Genomic DNA, 20,464 nt, shown 5'->3' on the forward strand with positions numbered 1-20,464 from the left:
ATACCTAATAGAAAAATGTTAAAAAGAAAATACTAACTACAAATGAGTAATTAGGTTTTAGTTATCTATCCAATGTTTCGATTAATGAATCGAGCATTAAGTAGAATTTAGCACCTTCTTAGTAAGTCTAAGGGTTGCTAAGGCTTCAAAGAGTCTATCTCTCCACCTTTCTTGATAACATTTCAGTAAGTGTTTGAACTTTGTGAGTACAAATATTGTGAAAAATATTTTACACAAACAAATAAAATAGAATATATTTCATTATTTTTATTAAAATCATACTTAAACAGAAATATTTTCACAATAAAAGAATATATCTTAAAATTTTTCTTAAAAAATATGAAAACAATTTTCTATCCATATAATTTTTATACTTTTGCTGAAAATTAATTACGAGGACGGATTTGACTGATTGCAACCTCATTAAAAAATGCTAAAGGCAGTGTAAACTTCCTTCGACGCTTTCGTCAAATCCTGTACATTTAAAATTTAAGAGAAAACTATGGCGTATTTATTTACATCAGAAAGTGTATCTGAAGGACATCCAGATAAAGTTGCAGACCAAATTAGTGATGCATTAATAGATAATTTTTTAGCGTTCGACAGCGAATCTAAAGTAGCTTGTGAGACTTTAGTTACTACTGGACAAGTTGTGCTTGCAGGCGAAGTAAAATCTAATACTTATTTAGACGTTCAAAAAATTGCACGAGATACCATTAACAAAATTGGTTATACTAAAAGCGCTTATATGTTTGACGGTAATTCGTGCGGCGTATTTAGCGCTATCCACGAACAAAGTGACGACATTAATCGTGGTGTAGACAGAGAAAGTAAAGAAGAACAAGGTGCTGGTGACCAAGGTATGATGTTTGGTTATGCTACAAATGAAACGGAAAACTACATGCCACTGGCTTTAGATTTGTCTCACAAAATATTAATTGAATTAGCTGAGCTACGTCGTGAGAATAAAGATATTACTTACTTAAGACCAGATTCTAAAAGTCAAGTTACTATAGAGTATAGTGATGATAATATACCTCAACGCATTGAAGCTATTGTTGTATCTACACAGCATGATGATTTTGACACTAGCGATACCGCAATGCTTGATAAAATTAGAAAAGACATTATAGAGGTTTTAATTCCTAGAGTTATTGCAAAACTTCCAGAGCATTTACAGGCATTATTTAATGATGATATTAAATACCACATTAATCCTACAGGAAAATTTGTAATTGGTGGACCACATGGTGATACAGGATTAACAGGAAGAAAAATTATTGTTGATACCTATGGTGGAAAAGGCGCTCATGGTGGTGGAGCTTTTTCTGGAAAAGACCCAAGTAAGGTTGATAGAAGTGCTGCTTATGCTACAAGACATATTGCTAAAAACTTGGTAGCTGCTGGTGTTTGTGAAGAAATATTAGTACAAGTATCTTATGCCATTGGTGTTGTAGAGCCTATGGGAATTTTTGTAGATACTTATGGCACATGCCCTTTTAATTTAACAGATGGAGAAATTGCAGAGAAAATTTCTAAAGTTTTTGATATGAGACCTGCTGCAATAGAATCTCGTTTAAAATTACGTAACCCAATGTATAGCGAAACTGCTGCTTATGGACATATGGGTAGAAAAAATGAAACAGTTACTAAAACTTTTTCTAGACCAAATGGTAATGATATTACATTAGACGTTGAGCTATTTACCTGGGAGAAATTGGATTACGTTGATAAAGTTAAGGCAGAATTTGATTTAACATAAAATTTATTAAAAATCATTTGTGAGTATGCTAAACAATAGTATATTTGCAAACGATTTTTGGGGAGATACTCAAGCGGCCAACGAGGGCAGACTGTAAATCTGCTGACTACGTCTTCGCAGGTTCGAATCCTGCTCTCCCCACACAAAACAAAAAAAGCGAGCATTTTAGCTCGCTTTTTTTGTTTGCGTTAAGGATTGAGGCTTTGTTGGAGCTCCTTGAAAAGAGCGACTGCCGAAAGCCTGACTGGAGTTATGCACTAAAGCATAACTCCAGTAACGCCCAATTATAAATTATAAATAGCTCTAAAGGTTAAAAATCTTGGCTGTATAAAATACTCACTTGTACTTACACTAAATCCACCAACACTGTTTGTTAGTTTAGAAGAGACATCTAATATGTTTGTTGCTTTTATTTCGTACTCCCACTTACTTTCGTTTGTTTTTCTGTACATTAAATTAGCATTCCATAGTCCAAAACTATTTGTATTTCCTTCTAAAGTTTGTCTTGTATAACCATAGTCTGTTGCAAACGTAAACTTTTTAAAGATTAATGCATCGAACGCTATAGATGGACTATTTGTTATAATTTTAGTAGTTCTATCTCCTTGATCGTTATCGCTTAAACTGTATCTATAACTTAATTCGAAATTTGGTGCTTCTCTAAAATTAGATCGAATACTTGGTGTATAGGTTTGTGTAAAACTTTTGTTTACAGATAATAGATTATTAATAAACTGGTTATATTTAGAGAAATTAAAATTACCTCTTATACTTGCTTGTAATTTACCAAAACGTCTTTGAAAACGACCACTTGCTGTAAAGGTCTCATCTGCAAGATCCGAATTAAATGGTGTACTACTTCTAATAACCGAACCTGGCTGGAATATAGATTCTGTTCTAATATTATCTATGTTTTTACTATAGTTTAAAAATGCAAATACATTTGTATAGTTAAACATATTAAAGCTAAAATAACTTAGGTTAATATTATGAGATAACGAATTTTCTAAACTAGGATTACCTACAAAGGTTGAGTTATAGTTATTTAATACTAATCCACGTGCAAACTGATTTACGTCTGTAAATTGTGTTTGCATTTTATAGGATAGGTTTAAATTTTCTGAAGATTTTAATTGTACTCTTACATTTAAGTCTGGTAACAATCTAAAGAAATTATTTGTTGTTACTGTATTAAATTGATCGTTTTTTACACCATATGCATGTGCCGATAAACCTGGACTAATTGTAAATTTCCCTGTTTTGTATCGGTAGTGCATACCTAAATAAACATCGCTAAAGGTGTATTTAATATCGTTGACATCTGATACTCCAGTAATGTTTGAGTTTGTGTCTACATCTGTTCCATCGTCCAAGGTTTGAAAGATGTTAGAATCGAATTGTTGATTACTATAAATGGTTCCTACAGTAAAATTAATATCACTTTTTTTATTTAAAATATTCCAATAGTCTAATTTAGCGTCTAATTGATTTGTTTTTACAAATTTTTCTTGATTAACGCTATAGTACTGTTGTGATCTATCTAAACCAATATCTTCTGCCGTACCGTCGTAAGAATCTTCATCATTTTCTGGATTATCTGGATCGAAACCATTATCGTTATTTGTTGGATCGTTTTCTAATAATGCATTATAAAAAGGATCTTCATCTTGTAATAAATGTTGTATAGATAATGCAAAAATATTACTATCGTCTAGAGTATAATAATAGTTTAAATTTTGATTTATTTTATAAGGATCTGTGTCTTCTAATTGGTTAATACCTCCTACTACAGTTGAGTATGTTCCATTTATTTGTTCGTCTTTAGAGATACGACCAATAATATCGTAATCTAATTGATTATTAGCGTTTGGCTTATATGTTGTACTAAATTTTAATAAACCTAAATCACTTTTTTGTTCGGTATTACTTTGTGTGTATTCGTCTGGTATGTTTAAATCATTATTTGTGTAAAGTACAGAGCTATTTTCTTGTAAATCAATTCTACTACTTGCAAATATTGCAAACCCACTTAGTTCTAAACTGCTTTTTGGAGAATAACTAAAGTTTGCTGCTCCAAATTTTGTATTAATATCTTTTGCTTGGTTATTTTGAAGTTGTCTAAATCCTAAATCGTTGCTACCTAAATTTATATTTGTACCACTTTGTTGACTAGGTTGCTGAAATCCTCCTCCAAAATTAAAAATATCTCTTCGTGACAATGCCAATTCTCCAATATTATTAATATCGCCAATAAAGTTGATACTCTTTTCTGGACTATAATAAAACAATTTAGGTTGCGCTAAATATAATCCTCCATCTGGAGAGTCTCCTACTCCTGCTGTAACAGTACCAAACCAAAAGTTCTTTTTACCTTCTTTTAGCTTTATATTAATTGCGATATTATCTTGGTTATTGGTTACACCACTTAATTGACTATTATTTGAATAGTTTTTTAAAACCTGAACTTTATCTATAGCATTTGCTGGAATATTTTTGGTAGCTAGTTTACTATCTCCATCGAAAAAGTCTTTACCATCAACCATTACTTTTCCAACTGTTTTTCCTTCTACCTCAATCTCTCCTTCGTCTGTAACTTCTACACCTGGCATTTTTTCAAGTACATCTCCTAGTTTACGCTCTGTTCCGTTTTTAAAAGAGTCTGCATTATAAGTTATAGTATCTCCACTAATAGTAACCGGCATTTCGTAAACCAATTCTACTTCGTCTAGACTATTATCTATTAGTAAATCGAAATTTTGATTTATACTTTCTTCTTTAGTTGTAATTTCTTGCTCGAAATTTTTATAACCAATATAACTTACTTGAATAGTATAAGTTGTATTTTTTCCAAGGTTTAACTTATAGCGTCCAGCTTCGTTTGTTACTGCATAAGACTCTAAAACTTTAGATTCTTTATTTATAGCAATAACGTTTGCAAATTCTAGCGCTTCGCCTTCTGCATCCTTAACAACGCCTTCAAATTTAACTTGTGCAATAATTGTATTTGCTACAAATAACAACAGTAGCGTAAAAATATATTTCATATGGGAATTTTTTATGGACATATGTAAGCTTACATACACCTTCTTTTTTTACAAAAAATTTGTTTTGTGTATAAATAGTATGGTTGGTTATTTGGTTTATCTGCCTCGGCCGCCGCGTCCTCCACGTCCTCTACCGTACATATCCCTCATCTCTTCCATTTTTTTAGTTACAATTTCTGTATATTCTGCCCTTGTAACTTCTTGACCTTTTGTTGGTTTTTTAATCTCTTTCTTTTCCGCTGGATTCATTACTATTTTAGAACATAAAATTGTTGTTCTTCCGGCATTAATTTCTAAAATTAATCCTGGCAGTCCCCAAAATTCTCCAGGACCATTATTTACTGGTATTTGCATAGTGTACCAAGCAACAACTTCTTCTTCTTTAGGAATTTCTATATCATCCATTGTAATAGTTGTTGTTTCTTTTTTTGTTGATGCTACTATTGAAGAATCTTTAGTTTTCTCACCATCTTTAGCTTTAGCTTCGCCAAAAGCACTTACTGTTCTATCTCCTTTTGCTTCGTCTTTCTTATTATCATCTTTTTTATCCTCATCTCTTCCTCTTCTTCTCATTTTAGTCCAATCGGTTTGGTCTACAGGTTTCATTGCAACTGCTTTCATTGCCATGTATTGACCAATTTGTTTGGTTTCACCTGTCATTTTCCATTCTAACTTTTCTAAATTATCTTTAATTAGAAACTGTTTTCCCATGAATTCTTTATCCTCAATTAAAACACCTTCTTTCATGTCTTTATATTGCGTACCAGAACCCATTCCCATTCTCATCATCATTCCACGTCCACCACCAGGTGTATCTAATTGCTCATCTTCTACATACATAGATTCTGATTTGTTAAACGTTAACACAAATGTTTTCTCTAACATACTTTTCATTCTCTCGGCAATCATTTTCTTACGCTCTGGACTCATCTCTCTTCCTCCAAAGTTTTCCATGTCCATAGTAGTTTTAGACATGTATGTTGCTTCTCCTTGAAAATCGTCTTGAGCAAATGATAACGATACTAAACATAAAGTAACGCAGGTTAATAGTGCTTTTAATTTCATAATAGTATTTATTAGTTTATGGTGTAAAATTACAGTTAATAACAGTAAGACGTTAAAAAGAAGAAAATGTTTAACTTATATTTGTTAAATATTTCTTAAAAAAAACATTAACTTTAATTAGAATAAAATATCTATAATTTTAAAACTACAGTTTGCTTTTATCATTAAATTGCATAACAAAATTCTTTAACACACAATTAATTAGCAATTTTAGTAAAATTATTTTTTTCGCCAACCGCCTTAAACCTTAGTTAATGATAGGTTAACAGAAAATAAAAACTAAAATATTAAATCGTATTATAGTAATTTTCCTATATGCAAATAAAATCGAGAGCACTTATTACTGGAGCTATTTTTACTTTAATAGCCTTAACCACAATGCAAGGTTATTTAATTTTTAACACTTACGATCTTAAAAAAAAGAGCTTTGCTGTTGAATCTAGAAAAAAAATTGGCGGTATAGTAAAAACCAGCTATGTAGATTCTTTGTCCTGGAATTACAGAATGGATTTTGTTAAAAAAATTCCAGATTATAAAAGTGGAAATATTACAAAAGAAGAATTGCTTTTAACTCTAGAAAATGCAGCTAAAGCAAGAAATAATCAATTTTTAGAATATTATAAACAAGGTGCTGGCCATTTTAATTTAAATGAGAATGTATTATTTAATAAAGTTGCAACAACCATACAGCTTATAGATAAAAATGGAAATGTAGAAAACCTTATAGACGAAAGTAAAAATGAACAAGTATTTTTAATAGGAACTAATTTTCCTTTTTACGAAGGTTTATTAATAAATAATTGGAATTGGTCGTTTAACGAAGAGTTTATTAACAGTAATCAAGAAAATGATACCATTATAATTAGATATAGAGCTAGCCTGTATATGAAGATTTTAAATTGGGATAAAATTATTCTTAAACAATTACTATTACTGTTTTTTATAGCTTTCTTATTACTTCTATTTTTAATTACATTAACTACATACTCTATTAGAAATTTACTTAAATTAAAACGAGTTTCTGAAATTAAAACAGATTTTATAAACAATATTACTCACGAATTAAAAACACCATTAGCCACCCTATCTATTGCTACCAAAACACTAACTAATAAGTTTGCAAAAGACAACAAAGATATTGCCGAAGACTCCATAAATACAATAAACAGGCAAAACAAAAGGTTACAAAATTTAATTGACCAAGTAGTAGATAACAGTTTAGGTTACAACGACATAACACTTAATCTTGAAGAAGTTAATCTTTCGGCATTTATAAATGAAGTTTGCGATGACTTTTCTTTAACAATATCCAACAACATTCAGTTTATTAGAGACATTAATAATACAGAAAAACAAATTTTAATCGACAAATTTTACTTTAGTACAGCTATTATAAATATTCTAAACAATGCCATAAAATTTGATGGCACAATATTAAAGGTTAAATACACTCTAAGCGAGAATAATCATATTATTTCGATTTCTGATAATGGTATAGGTATTTCTAAAAAAAATAAAAAACTTATATTTGGTAAGTTCTATCGTGTGAGTGAAAAAAACATACACAATTATAAAGGACTAGGATTAGGTCTTTATTATTGTAAACAAATAATAAAAGCACATTATGGAAGTATAGATGTTGAAAGCAAAGAAAAAGAAGGCACAACATTTTATATTAAAGTTCCAGTAAATGACAGAAAAGAGAATTTTATTAGCAGATGATGATATTGACTTTGGCATAACGCTAAAGCAATACTTAGAGCTTAATAAATTTGAAGTGTTTTGGGCAAAAGATGGAGAAGAAGCCTTAGATTTATTTAAAATGCACACTTTTGACATTTGCATTATTGATGTTATGATGCCTAAATTAGACGGCTTTAAACTTTCCAAAAAAATTTCCAAAAAAAATGCCGAAACACCTTTTTTATTTTTAACAGCAAGAAAAACTAAAGAAGACCGTATAAAAGGTTTAAGTTTAGGTGCCGATGATTACATCACCAAACCTTTTGAAGTAGAAGAACTAATTTTACGTATTAATAATATTATAAAAAGAACTAAGCAACAAAAAACCATTGCTTTAGATGCTAAAAAAAACGAACCTATATTAATTGGCAACTATATTTTTGATATTGAAAATCTAACTCTAAACATTAACAACAAAAGCTTTAAAATTACCGAAAAAGAAGCCCAGCTTATTTATTATTTATATAGTAATAAAGATAGATTAATACCAAGAGAAGATATTCTTGCAAACGTTTGGGGACATAGTAATTTCTTTTCTGGCAGAAGCATGGATGTATTTATTACTAGAGTTAGAAAACATTTTAAAGAAGATAAAAATATTAGCATAAATAGCATTAGAGGAGTTGGTTTAAAATTTATAATAAAAAAAAGCAACTAATTAAATTAGTTGCCTTTTCACTAAATTTAGTGCGAGCTATTAATTATTCTTTTATAATTTTCTTTACAATAACATTTCCCTTATTATCTTTTATATTAACAAAGTACATACCAGTTTCTAATATTGAAACATCTATTGTTTTAACATTTACACTTGTAGTTAAAACTTTTTTTCCATTAATACTATAAACATTAACAGACTCAATATTTTCACCTTTAATATTTAAAATGTTTTGCACTGGATTAGGATATAGAGAAACCGAATTATCAAAATCTAAACTATCTACACTTAAAGTTGGATTTATTTGGTATGTAAAATTATCTATGTATAAATAATCGAATGTTGTAGCAGCATTATATTTAAATGCTATATAATTATCTGATCCTGTATAATTATCAAAATTAATTGTTTTTTCTTCCCAAGCATCATCAGCCATATCTGCGTCAAGATATGTTTGATATGATGTAAATGTTGTAGCATCTGTTGGGTCGGACATTGTACCAACTTCTAAACCGCCATTATTATCATCGTAAACTTGAAAAACTATTTGCTTGGTATTATCTAAATCATCCAGCATTGGAGTAATTAAAAATATTCCTGCAGACGCATCATTACCACTATAAAGCCTAACACTAATAGCTCCATCTTGAGATTGAACAGTACTGTATCTAACATAAGGACTTGTAGAAACCGGATCTATTAAACTAGACCAACAAGGTTGTATTTCTTCGTTGTTAGAGAAACCTTCAAAACTTGAAGAAAAATCTCCAGATTCTGGAACACATGCAGTTGTAAAGTTTACAGGCCCAACCCAATTGCTAAACCCGTCTAAACCACAATCTGCTCTTACATAAATTTCGTAAGGTGTATTAGCCGATAAACTATTAAAATCATTATTTAATGTATTTGTAGTTGTTAAGGTTCCAGAAACTGGTTCTCCTATTCCAGCCGCTTGAACAATATACTCCCAAGCTGTTTGACCTGGAATAAAATCCCAACTTACCTCAACAGAAGATGCTGTAATATTCTCTGCAGAAACACTAAAAACTTCAGGACATGCTGGCTGATCTGTAATTTCTACATCATCAATATAAAAAGCAATACTTGCTGCCGCGCCTGCTGCATGTTTTAATACCACATACTCATTAGGACTGGCTGGTAAATTAACATAATATTGAATTATCTCTCCTGTAGAACCTCCCGAAGTGATTGGTACTTCAGTTATTTCGCTAAATGTTGTCGCATCTAAAGGATCACTCATGCTACCTACAATAATACTTGCAGCTGTATTAGCATTAGATTTTCTTGCATAAAACTCTAACCTATGTGCACCATCATTAGCAATTGTATTTTGTGGTAATATTAATAAAACATTTGCATTAGCATCGTTTCCTGTATTCATTAATATACTACCAGAGCCTGATACGGCATACGATGCAAAAGTACTTACCTGTACTGTTGGTGAACCTGTTGAAGTAACATTTTTATTCCAGCAAAATGGAAAATCGCCATTTGAATACGAATCAAAATTCTCTAAAAAATTTGCCGATAAAGGCGCACAAGCTGTTCTTGTATCATAAGGTCCAAACCAACTGCTATAACCAGTACCGTCACTACCAGCTGCATCACAATTTGCTCTTACAAAAACTCTATAAGGACTATCTGGTATTATAGCAGCTCCACTAGAATCTGTTGTAAAATTCGTTGTTAGTGTATTTACTACTATTGGCGTCTCTAATGCAGGATTAAAATTTAAATCAGTTTGCACCACAACTAATTCCCACTCTGTTTGTGTTTGAATGTCTGGCGTAATATTTAGGTTAAAAGAAACATCGGTTATACTAGTAGCTTCAACATCTAAAACTTCAAAACAAGATGGTTGCGTTGTAACCACAACATCATCTAGATAAACTATTTTATTAGACGAAGAATTAGTTTCTGGCTTAAATACTAAATGATTAGCAGATGCATTTAAAGGTATATTAACATAATGAAAAGAGTAATTATTTGTATTACTTGAAGAATTTGATAAAGTAATTGAAGATAACTCCACATATGTATTTTCATCAGTAGGATCAGACATTAAACCAATGTTCATAGTTGTTTCAGAACCTGTTACAGAGTTTACTTTAGCAGCAAACTCTATTCTATGCATACCATCTGCAATAATTGAACTTTCTGGAGAAATTAAATACACAGAATCGTCATTATTTAATTGCATTTCATAGTAATTATCTGGAGAATACGCTTGAGAAGCACTTGTGTTAACTTTAATATTAGGCGCTGTTCCTGTTGAAGTTGCAATTGTTGTCCAGCAATAAGGTGTTTCTAATTCATCCGGCATACTGTCAAAATTCTCAGAAAAATTATTTACAACGCCACAAGCGGTTCTAAAAACTATTGGTCCAACCCAATCACTTACTCCATCTGTATTACAATTTGATCTTAAATATAACTCATACTCTGTATTATTAGTTAAACCGCTAATAGTTGTACTATTTGAAGATACGTTTTCAGAAGTAGCCGCATCTGGATTACCTGTGCCAGACAATTGCACTACATAATCCCATTGCATTGCTGCAGAAAGCCAGTTTACATCTACAGTATTTTCACCAAAATTAGAAAGCACAATATCCGATGGCGGATAACAAGTTATAGGCGTAAAATCTATTTCTATGTTTGGTCCATAATAATCTAAAATTCCATTTGGTGGAGATGCAGGATCAGGATTTGTAAAATTATTTCCGTAGTGTATTACTCTTCCATTTGCATTACCATATCCTAAATTATGTGTAATAAAATCGTTAGAATCACTACCTTCTTGATTTTCATCAACTACTATTATAAGATTGTTACTGTTAGAATAATTAAATGGTGTGTCTAAAATTATAGAAACCTCGTTATTATACACCGTGTAAACTCCAGCATAAACCTGAGTTAAGTTAGCCAAATCAATCCAACCGGTATTAGATGCAAAAACATTATCTGCTGTTTCAGCCATATAAACCACAATATCATTAGAGTTTTCAAGGACTCCATTTGTATAATATGTTATTTTAGAAATATTTCCAGATTGGTTTATTTCAGATTGCAAATAAATGCTTTGCGAATAAGAATAATTATCATCTGCATCAATTGGTGTTTCTTGAAAAGTACTTGTTGAAATTCCTCCTAAAGTAGCATCATTAATTAAAACACTTTGAGCATTTACATATAAACAGAATAATGTAAAAACAAGAATTAAGTAATTTTTTTTCATCGTTATATATCTTTAATTTTAAGCTTTTTAAACCTGCTATATTCTATAACAAACTATAATTTAAAGCGTAAACTTATTTACTATTGCTCATTTAACAAAGTTAATTTCGGTTAACGATAAGTTAACGATAATATATCATCACTTTCTTTGCTCTATATTTTTAAAATTTGTAACACACAAAAAACAAATATCATGACTAAAAAATTACTTTTAATTTTAGCTATTGCATTCTCGTTTGCTTTAAACGCGCAAACAGACGAAGCAATTGGCGCTACTCCAACTCTGTTATCTCAAACCTATAATTGTGAAAATGCTGAAACAGGAGACTTTCAAGGTTTTACCAAATCTGCTGAATTTACTTGTTCTGGATATGATAATTGGGTTGATTCTTGGTATACATTCACACCAATAGAAACTAAAAAATATTCAATAGAAATTGAATCATTAAATGCTAGCTCTTTGAACTCTGTAAGAATAGGTATATTTACAGGTACTCCTGGAAATTTAACAAGCCAAACTGGATGTGCAACAAGGTATTTTAGTGGCAATTTAAATAGCGGACAAACTTATTATATTAATGTTAGAGGTGCTTCTGCTAACATTCAATATCGTATGTGTGTATATGCTTTTCCAGATCCTCCAATTAATGATGAACCAGACAATGCAGAAGCTCTTACAGAATCAACTTTTGAAGTTTGCGAAAACACTACCGTTGGCTATACAGCAAATGCATCATATACATACGAGACTATTTGTAGCAATTCTAACCCAGATGTATGGTATACTTTTACGCCTACCGAAACTACCGAGTATTCATTTAGAGCAGATTTAATAAATGGAACAACGCCATTATATATTGGAGTTTACACTGGAACTCCAGGATATTTAAATGCTATTGCAGAAAGCCCAACTTCTCCTACATTACAATGTGAAGATATTGTTTTAGCAGATTTAACGGCCGGAACCACTTATTACATAAGTGTGACCTCTTCGGAATCATCACAAGCTATTTATTTTGAATTATGCACTTATAAATCGCCTCCAGCTCCATCTAACGACGATTGTAACAATCCTACTCCGTTAGCCGTTGGACAAGATTTTGAAGACAATGCTATAACAGCAACAACAACTTCTGCATCTGTTAATTCTGGAAACTCAAACTTCCCAGACTGTGGTACTTTATCTGATTTTGGAATATACGGAAGAGACGTATGGTTTTCTGTTGTTGTTCCTGCTTCAGGTAGTTTTACAGTAGAAACTAGAGCAGAATCTACAGAAACAAATTTAAGTGATACTGCAATGGAAACTTATACAGGATCTTGCGGAACTAGCACACTAATCCCTTACCATTACGATTTACCTGCTCCAAATAATGGTACTGCTTATTGTAATAATCAATTTATTATTGGTGGTAACCCATATGCAGGTATTCTATTTACAAACAAAACACCAGGAGAAACTGTTATTGTAAGAGTTTGGGGATGGGCATATCAATTTGGTAAATTTAGAATTTCTGCCTACGATAGTACACCTTTAAGCGTTGATGATTTCGATTTAAATAACTTTAGTTACTATCCAAATCCTGTTAACGATGTTCTTAATATAAAATATAATAAAAACATAAATAACATTACAGTTCACGATATATTAGGTAAGGCAATTATTAGAAAAGATACATCAAGTAAATTAGTATCTTTAAATCTTTTAGACCTTGAATCTGGCATATATATTGTAACAGTAAAATCTGGAAACGAAACAACTAACTTTAAGATTATTAGAAAATAAGCATTTTTTAATAAATAATTTAGACAAAAACACCTTAACATATTAAGGTGTTTTTTGTTTGTGTAAAACGGTTCAATTTTTGTACTTTTCACATCATAATGAAACAGCTACAATATCTTTTTTTACTTTTTACATTTTCTATCTTTGCTCAAGACAGTATACAAGTCCAACAGCAAAGTAAAATTAAATTTAAAGCAGATTCTATAATAGATGTAGATAATTTTGGAACCATTTTTTATACATTAAACAATTCCTTAATAAAAAAACAAGAAGAAAAACTACTTAAATATAGTAATGTACAATTAGGTAGTATGACCTCCTCAAGCACTTTTAATCCATTAAAAATTAATATTTTTTATAAAACATTTAATACTGTTATAATTCTAGATAATAGACTTGCAGAAATTTTTAAAGTAGATTTTAACCAAGTTAATCCATATAAAAATGTCTCGCACATTTCTACAGGAAGCGACAACACACTTTGGATTTTTAATCAAGACTTAATGCAATTAGAACTATACGATTATAAGACAAATACTATACGTGCAAAAACTCTTCCAATAGAAAACAATGTTTTAGATATTACTAGTAACTACAACTCATGTTGGCTACTAACCAAAAACTATATCTATAAATACAATTATTTTGGGAGTTTAGTTTCTAAAATGCCAAATACCGGCTATACTTCTATAAAAGAGAGTAATGAAAATATTTTTTTTAAGAAAGACAAAAACATATTTTACTTAGAAGAAAACACCAAAAATATAAAACCTATCAACATTCCAAATTTTTTAATAAGTCAGTTTTTTGTAACCAATCAAAACCTTTATATTTACACCGATAAAGAGCTTTATCAATACAAACTAAAATTAAAATAATATGCACGTTGCCATTGCCGGAAACATTGGAGCTGGAAAAACTACGCTCACAAAATTACTTGCCAAACATTATAAATGGGAAGCCCAATTAGAAGACGTAGTAGACAATCCATATTTAGATGATTTCTATAACCAAATGGAACGCTGGAGCTTTAATTTACAAGTATACTTTTTAAACAGTCGTTTTCGCCAGGTAGCTCAAATTCGTGAAAGTGGAAAGGACATTATACAAGACAGAACTATTTATGAAGATGCGCATATTTTTGCACCAAATCTTCATGCAATGGGCCTAATGACTAATCGTGATTTTGAAAACTACTCATCACTCTTCGAACTTATGGAAGGCTTTGTACAAGGCCCAGATTTATTAATCTATTTACGTAGTTCTATCTCCAATTTAGTATCGCAAATTCACAAACGTGGTCGTGATTACGAAAACTCTATAAGCATAGATTATTTAAGCAGATTAAACGAACGTTACGAAGCTTGGATTACAGGATATACAAAAGGAAAATTATTAATTATTGATGTTGACAATCTTGATTTTGTTGACAGACCAGAAGATTTAGGCTTCATACTTAATAAAATTGATGCTGAAATAAACGGACTCTTTTAACCTTAACATTTTACTTACATAATTTAAATTGAAAAGTCTTATTTTGTTAAAAACAAAATATGGCATCCCTTTACAATTCTAAATACTACCATCGCGATTTATCTTGGCTACGCTTTAACCATCGCGTCTTACAAGAAGCAAAAGACATTAGAAATCCATTATACGAACGTATAAAATTTCTTGCTATTTTCTCATCCAATTTAGATGAGTTTTTTAAAGTTCGCGTGTCTGACATCAGGCAAATAAAAAATATCGAAAAACCACTTCGTAAAAAACTAATTACAAAACCAAATAAGGTTTTAAAAGAAATAAGAAAACAAGTCCATATTCTACAAGAAGAATTTGGACTTATATTTGTTGGCGATATAATACCAGCACTAAAACAAGAAAACATTTATTTAATTAGTACAGATGAGTTTTCTACATCACAAAAAAAAGTAGCAGAAGATTATTTTAAGAAAAAAATAAAACACAAATTAAAATTTGAAACTCATACTATAGCCGAAAAAAACTCTGTTTTTGTTGAAAATGAAGCACTCTATCTCACTACACTATTAGATAAAAATACGTTTGAAATTGTAAAAATTCCAGAAAACGAAGATCGTTTTTTTGTTTTCCCTACCAAAGACGGGAAGCATTACATTACTTTTATAGATGATATTTTAAAGCATAATTTAAAACTTAACCACAATAATTCTAATTTAAAATATTACGAATTAAAGCTTTCTAGAGACGCAGAACTATATATAGAAGATGAGTTCTCTGGTAATTTAATGCAAAAAATTAAAGAATCATTACCAAAAAGAGAAACAGGACAAGCCACTAGAATCTTAATAGATTCTAAAATGTCTAAGACACTTCAAAATGTTATTAAACAAACTCTAGACGTTACCAATGCTGATATTATTATGGGTGGAGCACACCATAATTTTAAAGATTTTTTTAAGTTTCCAAACCCAACAGATAAAAAATTATCAAATAAAGTTTTAACTCCACAACCTCATCCTGTACTTAACAAATGTTCTTCAATGTTTAAAGCCATTGACGCTAAAGACCAATTAGTACACTATCCTTATCAATCTTTTGAACCTGTAATAAAACTAATTGAAGAAGCAGCAAGCGATCCTAAAGTTACTACCATAAAAATGACACTTTATCGCGTTGCTAAAGATTCTAGGTTAAATAGAGCGATCGCTAATGCAGCTAAAGATGGTAAAAAAGTTGTTATTTTTATTGAGGCCAAAGCTCGATTTGATGAAAAAAACAACCTTAAATGGGGAAACATTTTTAAAGAAAATGGAGCAAAAGTTATCTATAGTTATCCAGGCATTAAAGTTCATTCTAAAATACTATATATTGAGAGAGAAATTAATAATAAAATAAACAGATACTGCTATATAGGAACAGGAAATTTTAATGAAAATACAGCAAAATTATACACAGATTTTGGCTTAATGACTGCTAATAAAAAAATTACTAAAGAGCTAAACCGTGTGTTTTTAGTACTTGAAGGTGTATTAATAGTACCTAAAGCAAAAAAACTTCTTATCTCTCCATTTACTTCAAGACATAAATTTTCTGCAATGGTCGAACGTGAAATTGCATTTGCTCATGCTGGAAAACAAGGTTTAATTATTTTAAAAATGAATAGCCTTGAAGACAAACAAATGATTAAACTCCTGTATAAAGCTAGTAATGCTGGTGTAAAAATTAGGTTAATTGTTCGTGGTATGTGTAGTTTAATTCCTGGCATTAAAAATCAAAGTGAAAATATCACTGTAACTAGTATAATAGATCGCTATTTAGAGCATGGTCGCGTATATTTATTTGGTAATAATGGTGATGAAAAATTATTTATTGGCTCGGCAGACTGGATGAAACGTAATTTAAGTCATAGAATTGAAGTTATTACACCTATACTTGATCCTGATAATTTTAAAATTGTTAAAGACATTTTACAACTACAATTAGAAGACAATGTAAAAGCCAGAATTATTGATGCAGAGCAAAAAAATGAATATATAAAAAATAATAAAGAACCTATACAATCTCAAATAGCCACCTATAACTATTTTAAATAACCTTTAGTTTTTATTTTAAAAGATGTTTTAACATTTTGTACAGAGTTTCAATTTAACACAGGAAATTATTTAATAAATCTATTTTCCTTAGCATGTTCAATAGCTTGCTTACTACTTTCTACCAACAATGCAGGTGTAGTTTTATATTTTTCAAGCAAGCCTTTAACACGCAACATTCTCTTTTTATGTTTTACACTACGTAAATAAATAGCTTTTATACGCTCTGGAAACTGCTTAGCAATTTCAATATAAATATCTGCATCATGCTCTCCACTATCACCAATTAAAATAAAAGGCAAATCTGGATACGTTTTTAAAAGGTTAAGAATTTCTTTTTGTTTTTGAGGTTTTTCGTCTACAGTTTTTCTTGATCTAAACTCTTTAAAACTTCTAAGTAAAATTGGTCCTTTAGGAAACTTATGCTGTCTTAAAAACAACTCCAAATAACGATAGAGATTCCAAGGACTATGGCTAACATAAAAAATAGGATTTGCATTTTCTCCAGATACGCCGCGATGCAGCATGTGGTAAAATTCTGCAGCGCCTTCAAGTGGCAATCTGCTTTTTGCATTTTTAAATATAGAATTATAAATAACACGCCATTTTAAAGTAGAAACTACTCCTGTATGCAAAATAGTGTCGTCTATATCACTTGCCACTCCAAATTTTGCTTTAGATGATGGTATCAACAACTCACCAGAAAATCTATTATTATTTGTTATTTTTCTTTTTATGGTAACATCATCGTAAGATAATTCGAAAGACAACCAACCTTCAGTATTTGTTAAACTTTTTAAATTTTCAATTGTTTCTTCAATAATATAATAACCATCATTATCTGTTTTGGCTTTTATAATTTTATTGTTTGGAAGTTTTACTTTTATAGCTGTATTTGCAATCTCATCAGACTCTAACCGTTTAAATGCATTAATTGCTAAATTCCAAATTTTTTGAGATTCTAAATCTATAGATTCATCTTCAAGCGCTCTTCCTCTTGCGTAAAAATGTGTATTGGTTCCGTAGCTTTGAAAAGCAATGATTTGAAGTGGATCTTTTTTAAATATTCCCATGAAAAATTTGTCGAATTAACTATTGTAAAATAACAAAAAAACCACGCTAATTAGCGTGGTTTTAATTCTAAAATAGAAAATTCTTAATTATGAGCTTTATTTTTTTCAGATTGTGCATATACACTTGCTTCTTCCTTAACCTCATCTAATGTTCCTTTAAAATTTTTTTTAGAAATTGAAGTTTCGCCATTAGTTACAGTTTTAGTTGTAATAATAGCTGTAGCTAAGTTATCAAGATTATTTCCATTTGCATCAGTTTCAATAGAGATTTCTCTTGAGACTTCAACACTAGTATTATTCATTGCATAACCTTCTTCTGTATGACCTCCTAATATTGGAGCTATAACTAAACCAATTAAACACGTCAATTTTATTAAAATATTCATTGATGGTCCAGAAGTATCTTTAAATGGATCACCAACTGTATCTCCTGTTACTGCCGCTTTATGAGCATCTGATCCTTTATAAGTCATTTTTCCATTTATTTCAACTCCTGCTTCAAAAGATTTTTTAGCATTATCCCAAGCTCCACCTGCATTGTTTTGAAAGATCGCCCAAAGTACACCTGAAACTGTTACTCCAGCCATATAGCCTCCTAACATTTCGGCGATAGCCAAATGGTTCATTCCAAATAACATTGGTACAAATGCTATAGCCAAAGGAAAACCAATAGTAAGTAATCCTGGTAACATCATTTCTTTTAAAGAGGCTTGTGTTGAAATCGCCACACACTTATCGTATTCTGGTTTTCCAGTCCCTTCCATAATACCTGGTATATCTTTAAATTGACGACGAACTTCATGTACCATTTCCATTGCAGCTTTACCTACAGCATTCATTGCTAAAGCAGAAAATACAACTGGCACCATTCCACCAACAAATAACATGGCTAAAACTGGTGCTTTAAATATATTAATACCATCTATTCCTGTAAATGTTACATAAGCTGCAAATAAGGCTAATGAGGTTAATGCTGCCGATGCGATTGCGAAACCTTTTCCTGTTGCTGCAGTTGTATTACCAACAGAGTCTAAAATATCCGTACGTTCTCTTACAATTGGTTCTTGTTCGCTCATTTCGGCTATACCTCCGGCATTATCTGATATTGGACCAAATGCATCGATTGCTAATTGCATAGCTGTTGTTGCCATCATTGCAGAAGCTGCTAAAGCAACACCATAAAATCCTGCAAACGCATAAGATGCCCAAATTGCACCTGCAAATAATAATACAGATGGAAATGTAGAAATCATTCCTGTTGCTAAACCTGCTATAATATTTGTTCCAGCTCCGGTTGAAGATTGTTGTACAATTTTTAAAATTGGTTTTTTACCTAAACCTGTATAATACTCGGTAACTGACGAAATAACAGCACCTACAAACAATCCAACTAATGTTGCATAAAATACTCGCATTGATGATATTTGAATTAAGCCTTCTCCAAAAAATTCCATTTGCATGGTTTCTGGCAACATGTATTTACATAGACCAAAACATGCTAAAGCCACTAAAATTATAGACGTCCAATTACCTTTATTAAGCGCGCCCATTACTTGAGACTCCTTTGCTTCATTATTACTTATTTTAACTAGCATTGTTCCAATAATAGAAATAATAATCCCAACTCCAGCAATTGCCATTGGTAAAAGAATTGGACCTATACCTCCAAAGGCCTCACCAATATTTCCTCCCATATCTTTTATAACATAGTTACCAAGTACCATTGCCGCTAAAACTGTTGCTACGTAAGACCCAAATAAATCGGCTCCCATTCCGGCAACATCACCAACATTATCACCAACGTTATCTGCAATTGTTGCAGGATTTCTTGGATCGTCTTCTGGAATACCGGCTTCTACTTTACCAACTAAATCGGCTCCTACATCTGCAGCCTTTGTATAAATTCCGCCACCAACACGTGCAAATAATGCAATAGATTCTGCTCCAAGAGAAAAACCTGCTAAGGTTTCAAGAACTATGGTCATATCCATAGTATTTGTCCAAACTCCTCCCATAAAAAAATGAAAGAAAAATATAAAGAAAGCCGTTAAGCCTAATACAGCTAAACCAGCAACACCTAGTCCCATTACAGTTCCACCTCCAAAAGAAATATTTAATGCTTTTGGTAAACTAGTACGTGCCGCTTGAGTTGTTCTTACATTTGTTTTTGTTGCTATTTTCATTCCTATATTTCCTGCAAAGGCAGAGAAGACAGCTCCAAAGATAAAAGCCACCACAATTAACCAATGCGTTGTTGGCACAACCAAAGAAACAATTGCTAATAGTACACTTACTATAACAACAAAAATGGCAAGTAATTTATACTCTGCATTTAAAAAAGCTAAAGCGCCTTCGTAGATGTGATCTGAGATTTCTTTCATCTTACCATCACCTGCATCTTGCTTCATTACCCACTGTTGTTTAACAAACATGTAAATTAAGCCCAATACTGCCAATACTATTGGCAAATAAATTATCATTTTATCCATACTAGTTTTATAAT

Annotated in this window: 12 protein-coding genes, 1 tRNA gene and 1 riboswitch; of the genes, 8 read left to right on the forward strand and 5 right to left on the reverse strand. The window is 31.0% G+C overall.

The window, feature by feature from the left end; translation table 11 throughout:
• Positions 1 to 58: 58 nt before the first annotated feature.
• A riboswitch (SAM riboswitch) is annotated at positions 59 to 181 on the reverse strand.
• A 321-nt stretch (positions 182 to 502) separates the two neighbouring features.
• Positions 503 to 1,762: a methionine adenosyltransferase gene (gene metK, locus CLV86_RS03785; RefSeq protein WP_076734018.1), complete on the forward strand. Its 1,260-nt coding sequence runs from the start codon at positions 503 to 505 to the stop codon at positions 1,760 to 1,762.
• 59 nt (positions 1,763 to 1,821) lie between these two features.
• Positions 1,822 to 1,903 (forward strand) — tRNA-Tyr (locus tag CLV86_RS03790).
• Between the two features lie 143 nt (positions 1,904 to 2,046).
• On the opposite strand, the gene CLV86_RS03795 is transcribed toward CLV86_RS03790, so the two are convergent.
• Both CLV86_RS03795 and CLV86_RS03800 read right to left on the reverse strand, forming a co-directional pair.
• Positions 2,047 to 4,806, reverse strand: a complete 2,760-nt coding sequence (locus CLV86_RS03795; RefSeq protein ID WP_121050246.1) for a carboxypeptidase-like regulatory domain-containing protein — start codon at positions 4,804 to 4,806, stop codon at positions 2,047 to 2,049.
• A 96-nt stretch (positions 4,807 to 4,902) separates the two neighbouring features.
• Positions 4,903 to 5,871, reverse strand: a complete 969-nt coding sequence (locus CLV86_RS03800; protein WP_121049824.1) for a GLPGLI family protein — start codon at positions 5,869 to 5,871, stop codon at positions 4,903 to 4,905.
• Positions 5,872 to 6,186: 315 nt separating this feature from the next.
• Between CLV86_RS03800 and CLV86_RS03805 the strand changes: the two genes are divergently transcribed.
• Both CLV86_RS03805 and CLV86_RS03810 read left to right on the forward strand, forming a co-directional pair.
• On the forward strand, positions 6,187 to 7,593 hold the full coding sequence (locus tag CLV86_RS03805) for a sensor histidine kinase (RefSeq protein ID WP_121049827.1): 1,407 nt from the start codon (positions 6,187 to 6,189) through the stop codon (positions 7,591 to 7,593).
• On the forward strand, positions 7,562 to 8,272 hold the full coding sequence (locus tag CLV86_RS03810) for a response regulator transcription factor (RefSeq protein WP_076734022.1): 711 nt from the start codon (positions 7,562 to 7,564) through the stop codon (positions 8,270 to 8,272). Before CLV86_RS03805 ends, CLV86_RS03810 begins: the two co-directional genes overlap by 32 nt.
• 43 nt (positions 8,273 to 8,315) lie before the next feature.
• Here the strand turns inward: CLV86_RS03810 and CLV86_RS03815 are convergent, their stop codons facing one another.
• Positions 8,316 to 11,531, reverse strand: a complete 3,216-nt coding sequence (locus CLV86_RS03815) for a T9SS-dependent choice-of-anchor J family protein (RefSeq protein ID WP_121049830.1) — start codon at positions 11,529 to 11,531, stop codon at positions 8,316 to 8,318.
• 192 nt (positions 11,532 to 11,723) lie between these two features.
• Between CLV86_RS03815 and CLV86_RS03820 the strand changes: the two genes are divergently transcribed.
• The 4 genes from CLV86_RS03820 to ppk1 all read left to right on the forward strand — a co-directional run bounded on the left by CLV86_RS03820 (position 11,724) and on the right by ppk1 (position 16,891).
• Positions 11,724 to 13,316 (forward strand): T9SS type A sorting domain-containing protein, encoded by a 1,593-nt coding sequence (locus CLV86_RS03820; RefSeq protein ID WP_121049833.1) that lies wholly within the window; start codon positions 11,724 to 11,726, stop codon positions 13,314 to 13,316.
• A 98-nt stretch (positions 13,317 to 13,414) separates the two neighbouring features.
• Entirely contained in the window at positions 13,415 to 14,194 is a 780-nt protein-coding gene (locus tag CLV86_RS03825) for a hypothetical protein (protein ID WP_121049836.1), read from the forward strand.
• Position 14,195: 1 nt separating this feature from the next.
• Positions 14,196 to 14,810, forward strand: coding sequence for a deoxynucleoside kinase (locus CLV86_RS03830; protein WP_076734026.1), 615 nt, complete (start codon positions 14,196 to 14,198; stop codon positions 14,808 to 14,810).
• Between the two features lie 59 nt (positions 14,811 to 14,869).
• Positions 14,870 to 16,891: a polyphosphate kinase 1 gene (gene ppk1 / locus CLV86_RS03835; RefSeq protein ID WP_121049839.1), complete on the forward strand. Its 2,022-nt coding sequence runs from the start codon at positions 14,870 to 14,872 to the stop codon at positions 16,889 to 16,891.
• A gap of 65 nt (positions 16,892 to 16,956) precedes the next feature.
• Here the strand turns inward: ppk1 and CLV86_RS03840 are convergent, their stop codons facing one another.
• Both CLV86_RS03840 and CLV86_RS03845 read right to left on the reverse strand, forming a co-directional pair.
• Positions 16,957 to 17,961 carry an App1 family protein phosphatidate phosphatase gene (locus tag CLV86_RS03840; RefSeq protein WP_121049842.1) on the reverse strand — a complete coding sequence of 335 codons (1,005 nt, stop codon included), beginning with the start codon at positions 17,959 to 17,961 and terminating at the stop codon, positions 16,957 to 16,959.
• Between the two features lie 83 nt (positions 17,962 to 18,044).
• Positions 18,045 to 20,450, reverse strand: a complete 2,406-nt coding sequence (locus tag CLV86_RS03845; RefSeq protein WP_121049845.1) for a sodium-translocating pyrophosphatase — start codon at positions 20,448 to 20,450, stop codon at positions 18,045 to 18,047.
• Between the last annotated feature and the right edge of the window lie 14 nt (positions 20,451 to 20,464).

The organism is Lacinutrix venerupis (assembly GCF_003663945.1).
Lineage (GTDB): Bacteria > Bacteroidota > Bacteroidia > Flavobacteriales > Flavobacteriaceae > Lacinutrix > Lacinutrix venerupis.

Bases quoted from the DNA above. Each gene is read 5' to 3' on its own strand.
- metK (WP_076734018.1), top strand. From the start codon at position 503: ATGGCGTATTTATTTACATCAGAAAGTGTATCTGAAGGACATCCAGAT.
- CLV86_RS03795 (WP_121050246.1), bottom strand. From the start codon at position 4,806: ATGAAATATATTTTTACGCTACTGTTGTTATTTGTAGCAAATACAATT.
- CLV86_RS03800 (WP_121049824.1), bottom strand. From the start codon at position 5,871: ATGAAATTAAAAGCACTATTAACCTGCGTTACTTTATGTTTAGTATCG.
- CLV86_RS03805 (WP_121049827.1), top strand. From the start codon at position 6,187: ATGCAAATAAAATCGAGAGCACTTATTACTGGAGCTATTTTTACTTTA.
- CLV86_RS03810 (WP_076734022.1), top strand. From the start codon at position 7,562: ATGACAGAAAAGAGAATTTTATTAGCAGATGATGATATTGACTTTGGC.
- CLV86_RS03815 (WP_121049830.1), bottom strand. From the start codon at position 11,531: ATGAAAAAAAATTACTTAATTCTTGTTTTTACATTATTCTGTTTATAT.
- CLV86_RS03820 (WP_121049833.1), top strand. From the start codon at position 11,724: ATGACTAAAAAATTACTTTTAATTTTAGCTATTGCATTCTCGTTTGCT.
- CLV86_RS03825 (WP_121049836.1), top strand. From the start codon at position 13,415: ATGAAACAGCTACAATATCTTTTTTTACTTTTTACATTTTCTATCTTT.
- CLV86_RS03830 (WP_076734026.1), top strand. From the start codon at position 14,196: ATGCACGTTGCCATTGCCGGAAACATTGGAGCTGGAAAAACTACGCTC.
- ppk1 (WP_121049839.1), top strand. From the start codon at position 14,870: ATGGCATCCCTTTACAATTCTAAATACTACCATCGCGATTTATCTTGG.
- CLV86_RS03840 (WP_121049842.1), bottom strand. From the start codon at position 17,961: ATGGGAATATTTAAAAAAGATCCACTTCAAATCATTGCTTTTCAAAGC.
- CLV86_RS03845 (WP_121049845.1), bottom strand. From the start codon at position 20,450: ATGGATAAAATGATAATTTATTTGCCAATAGTATTGGCAGTATTGGGC.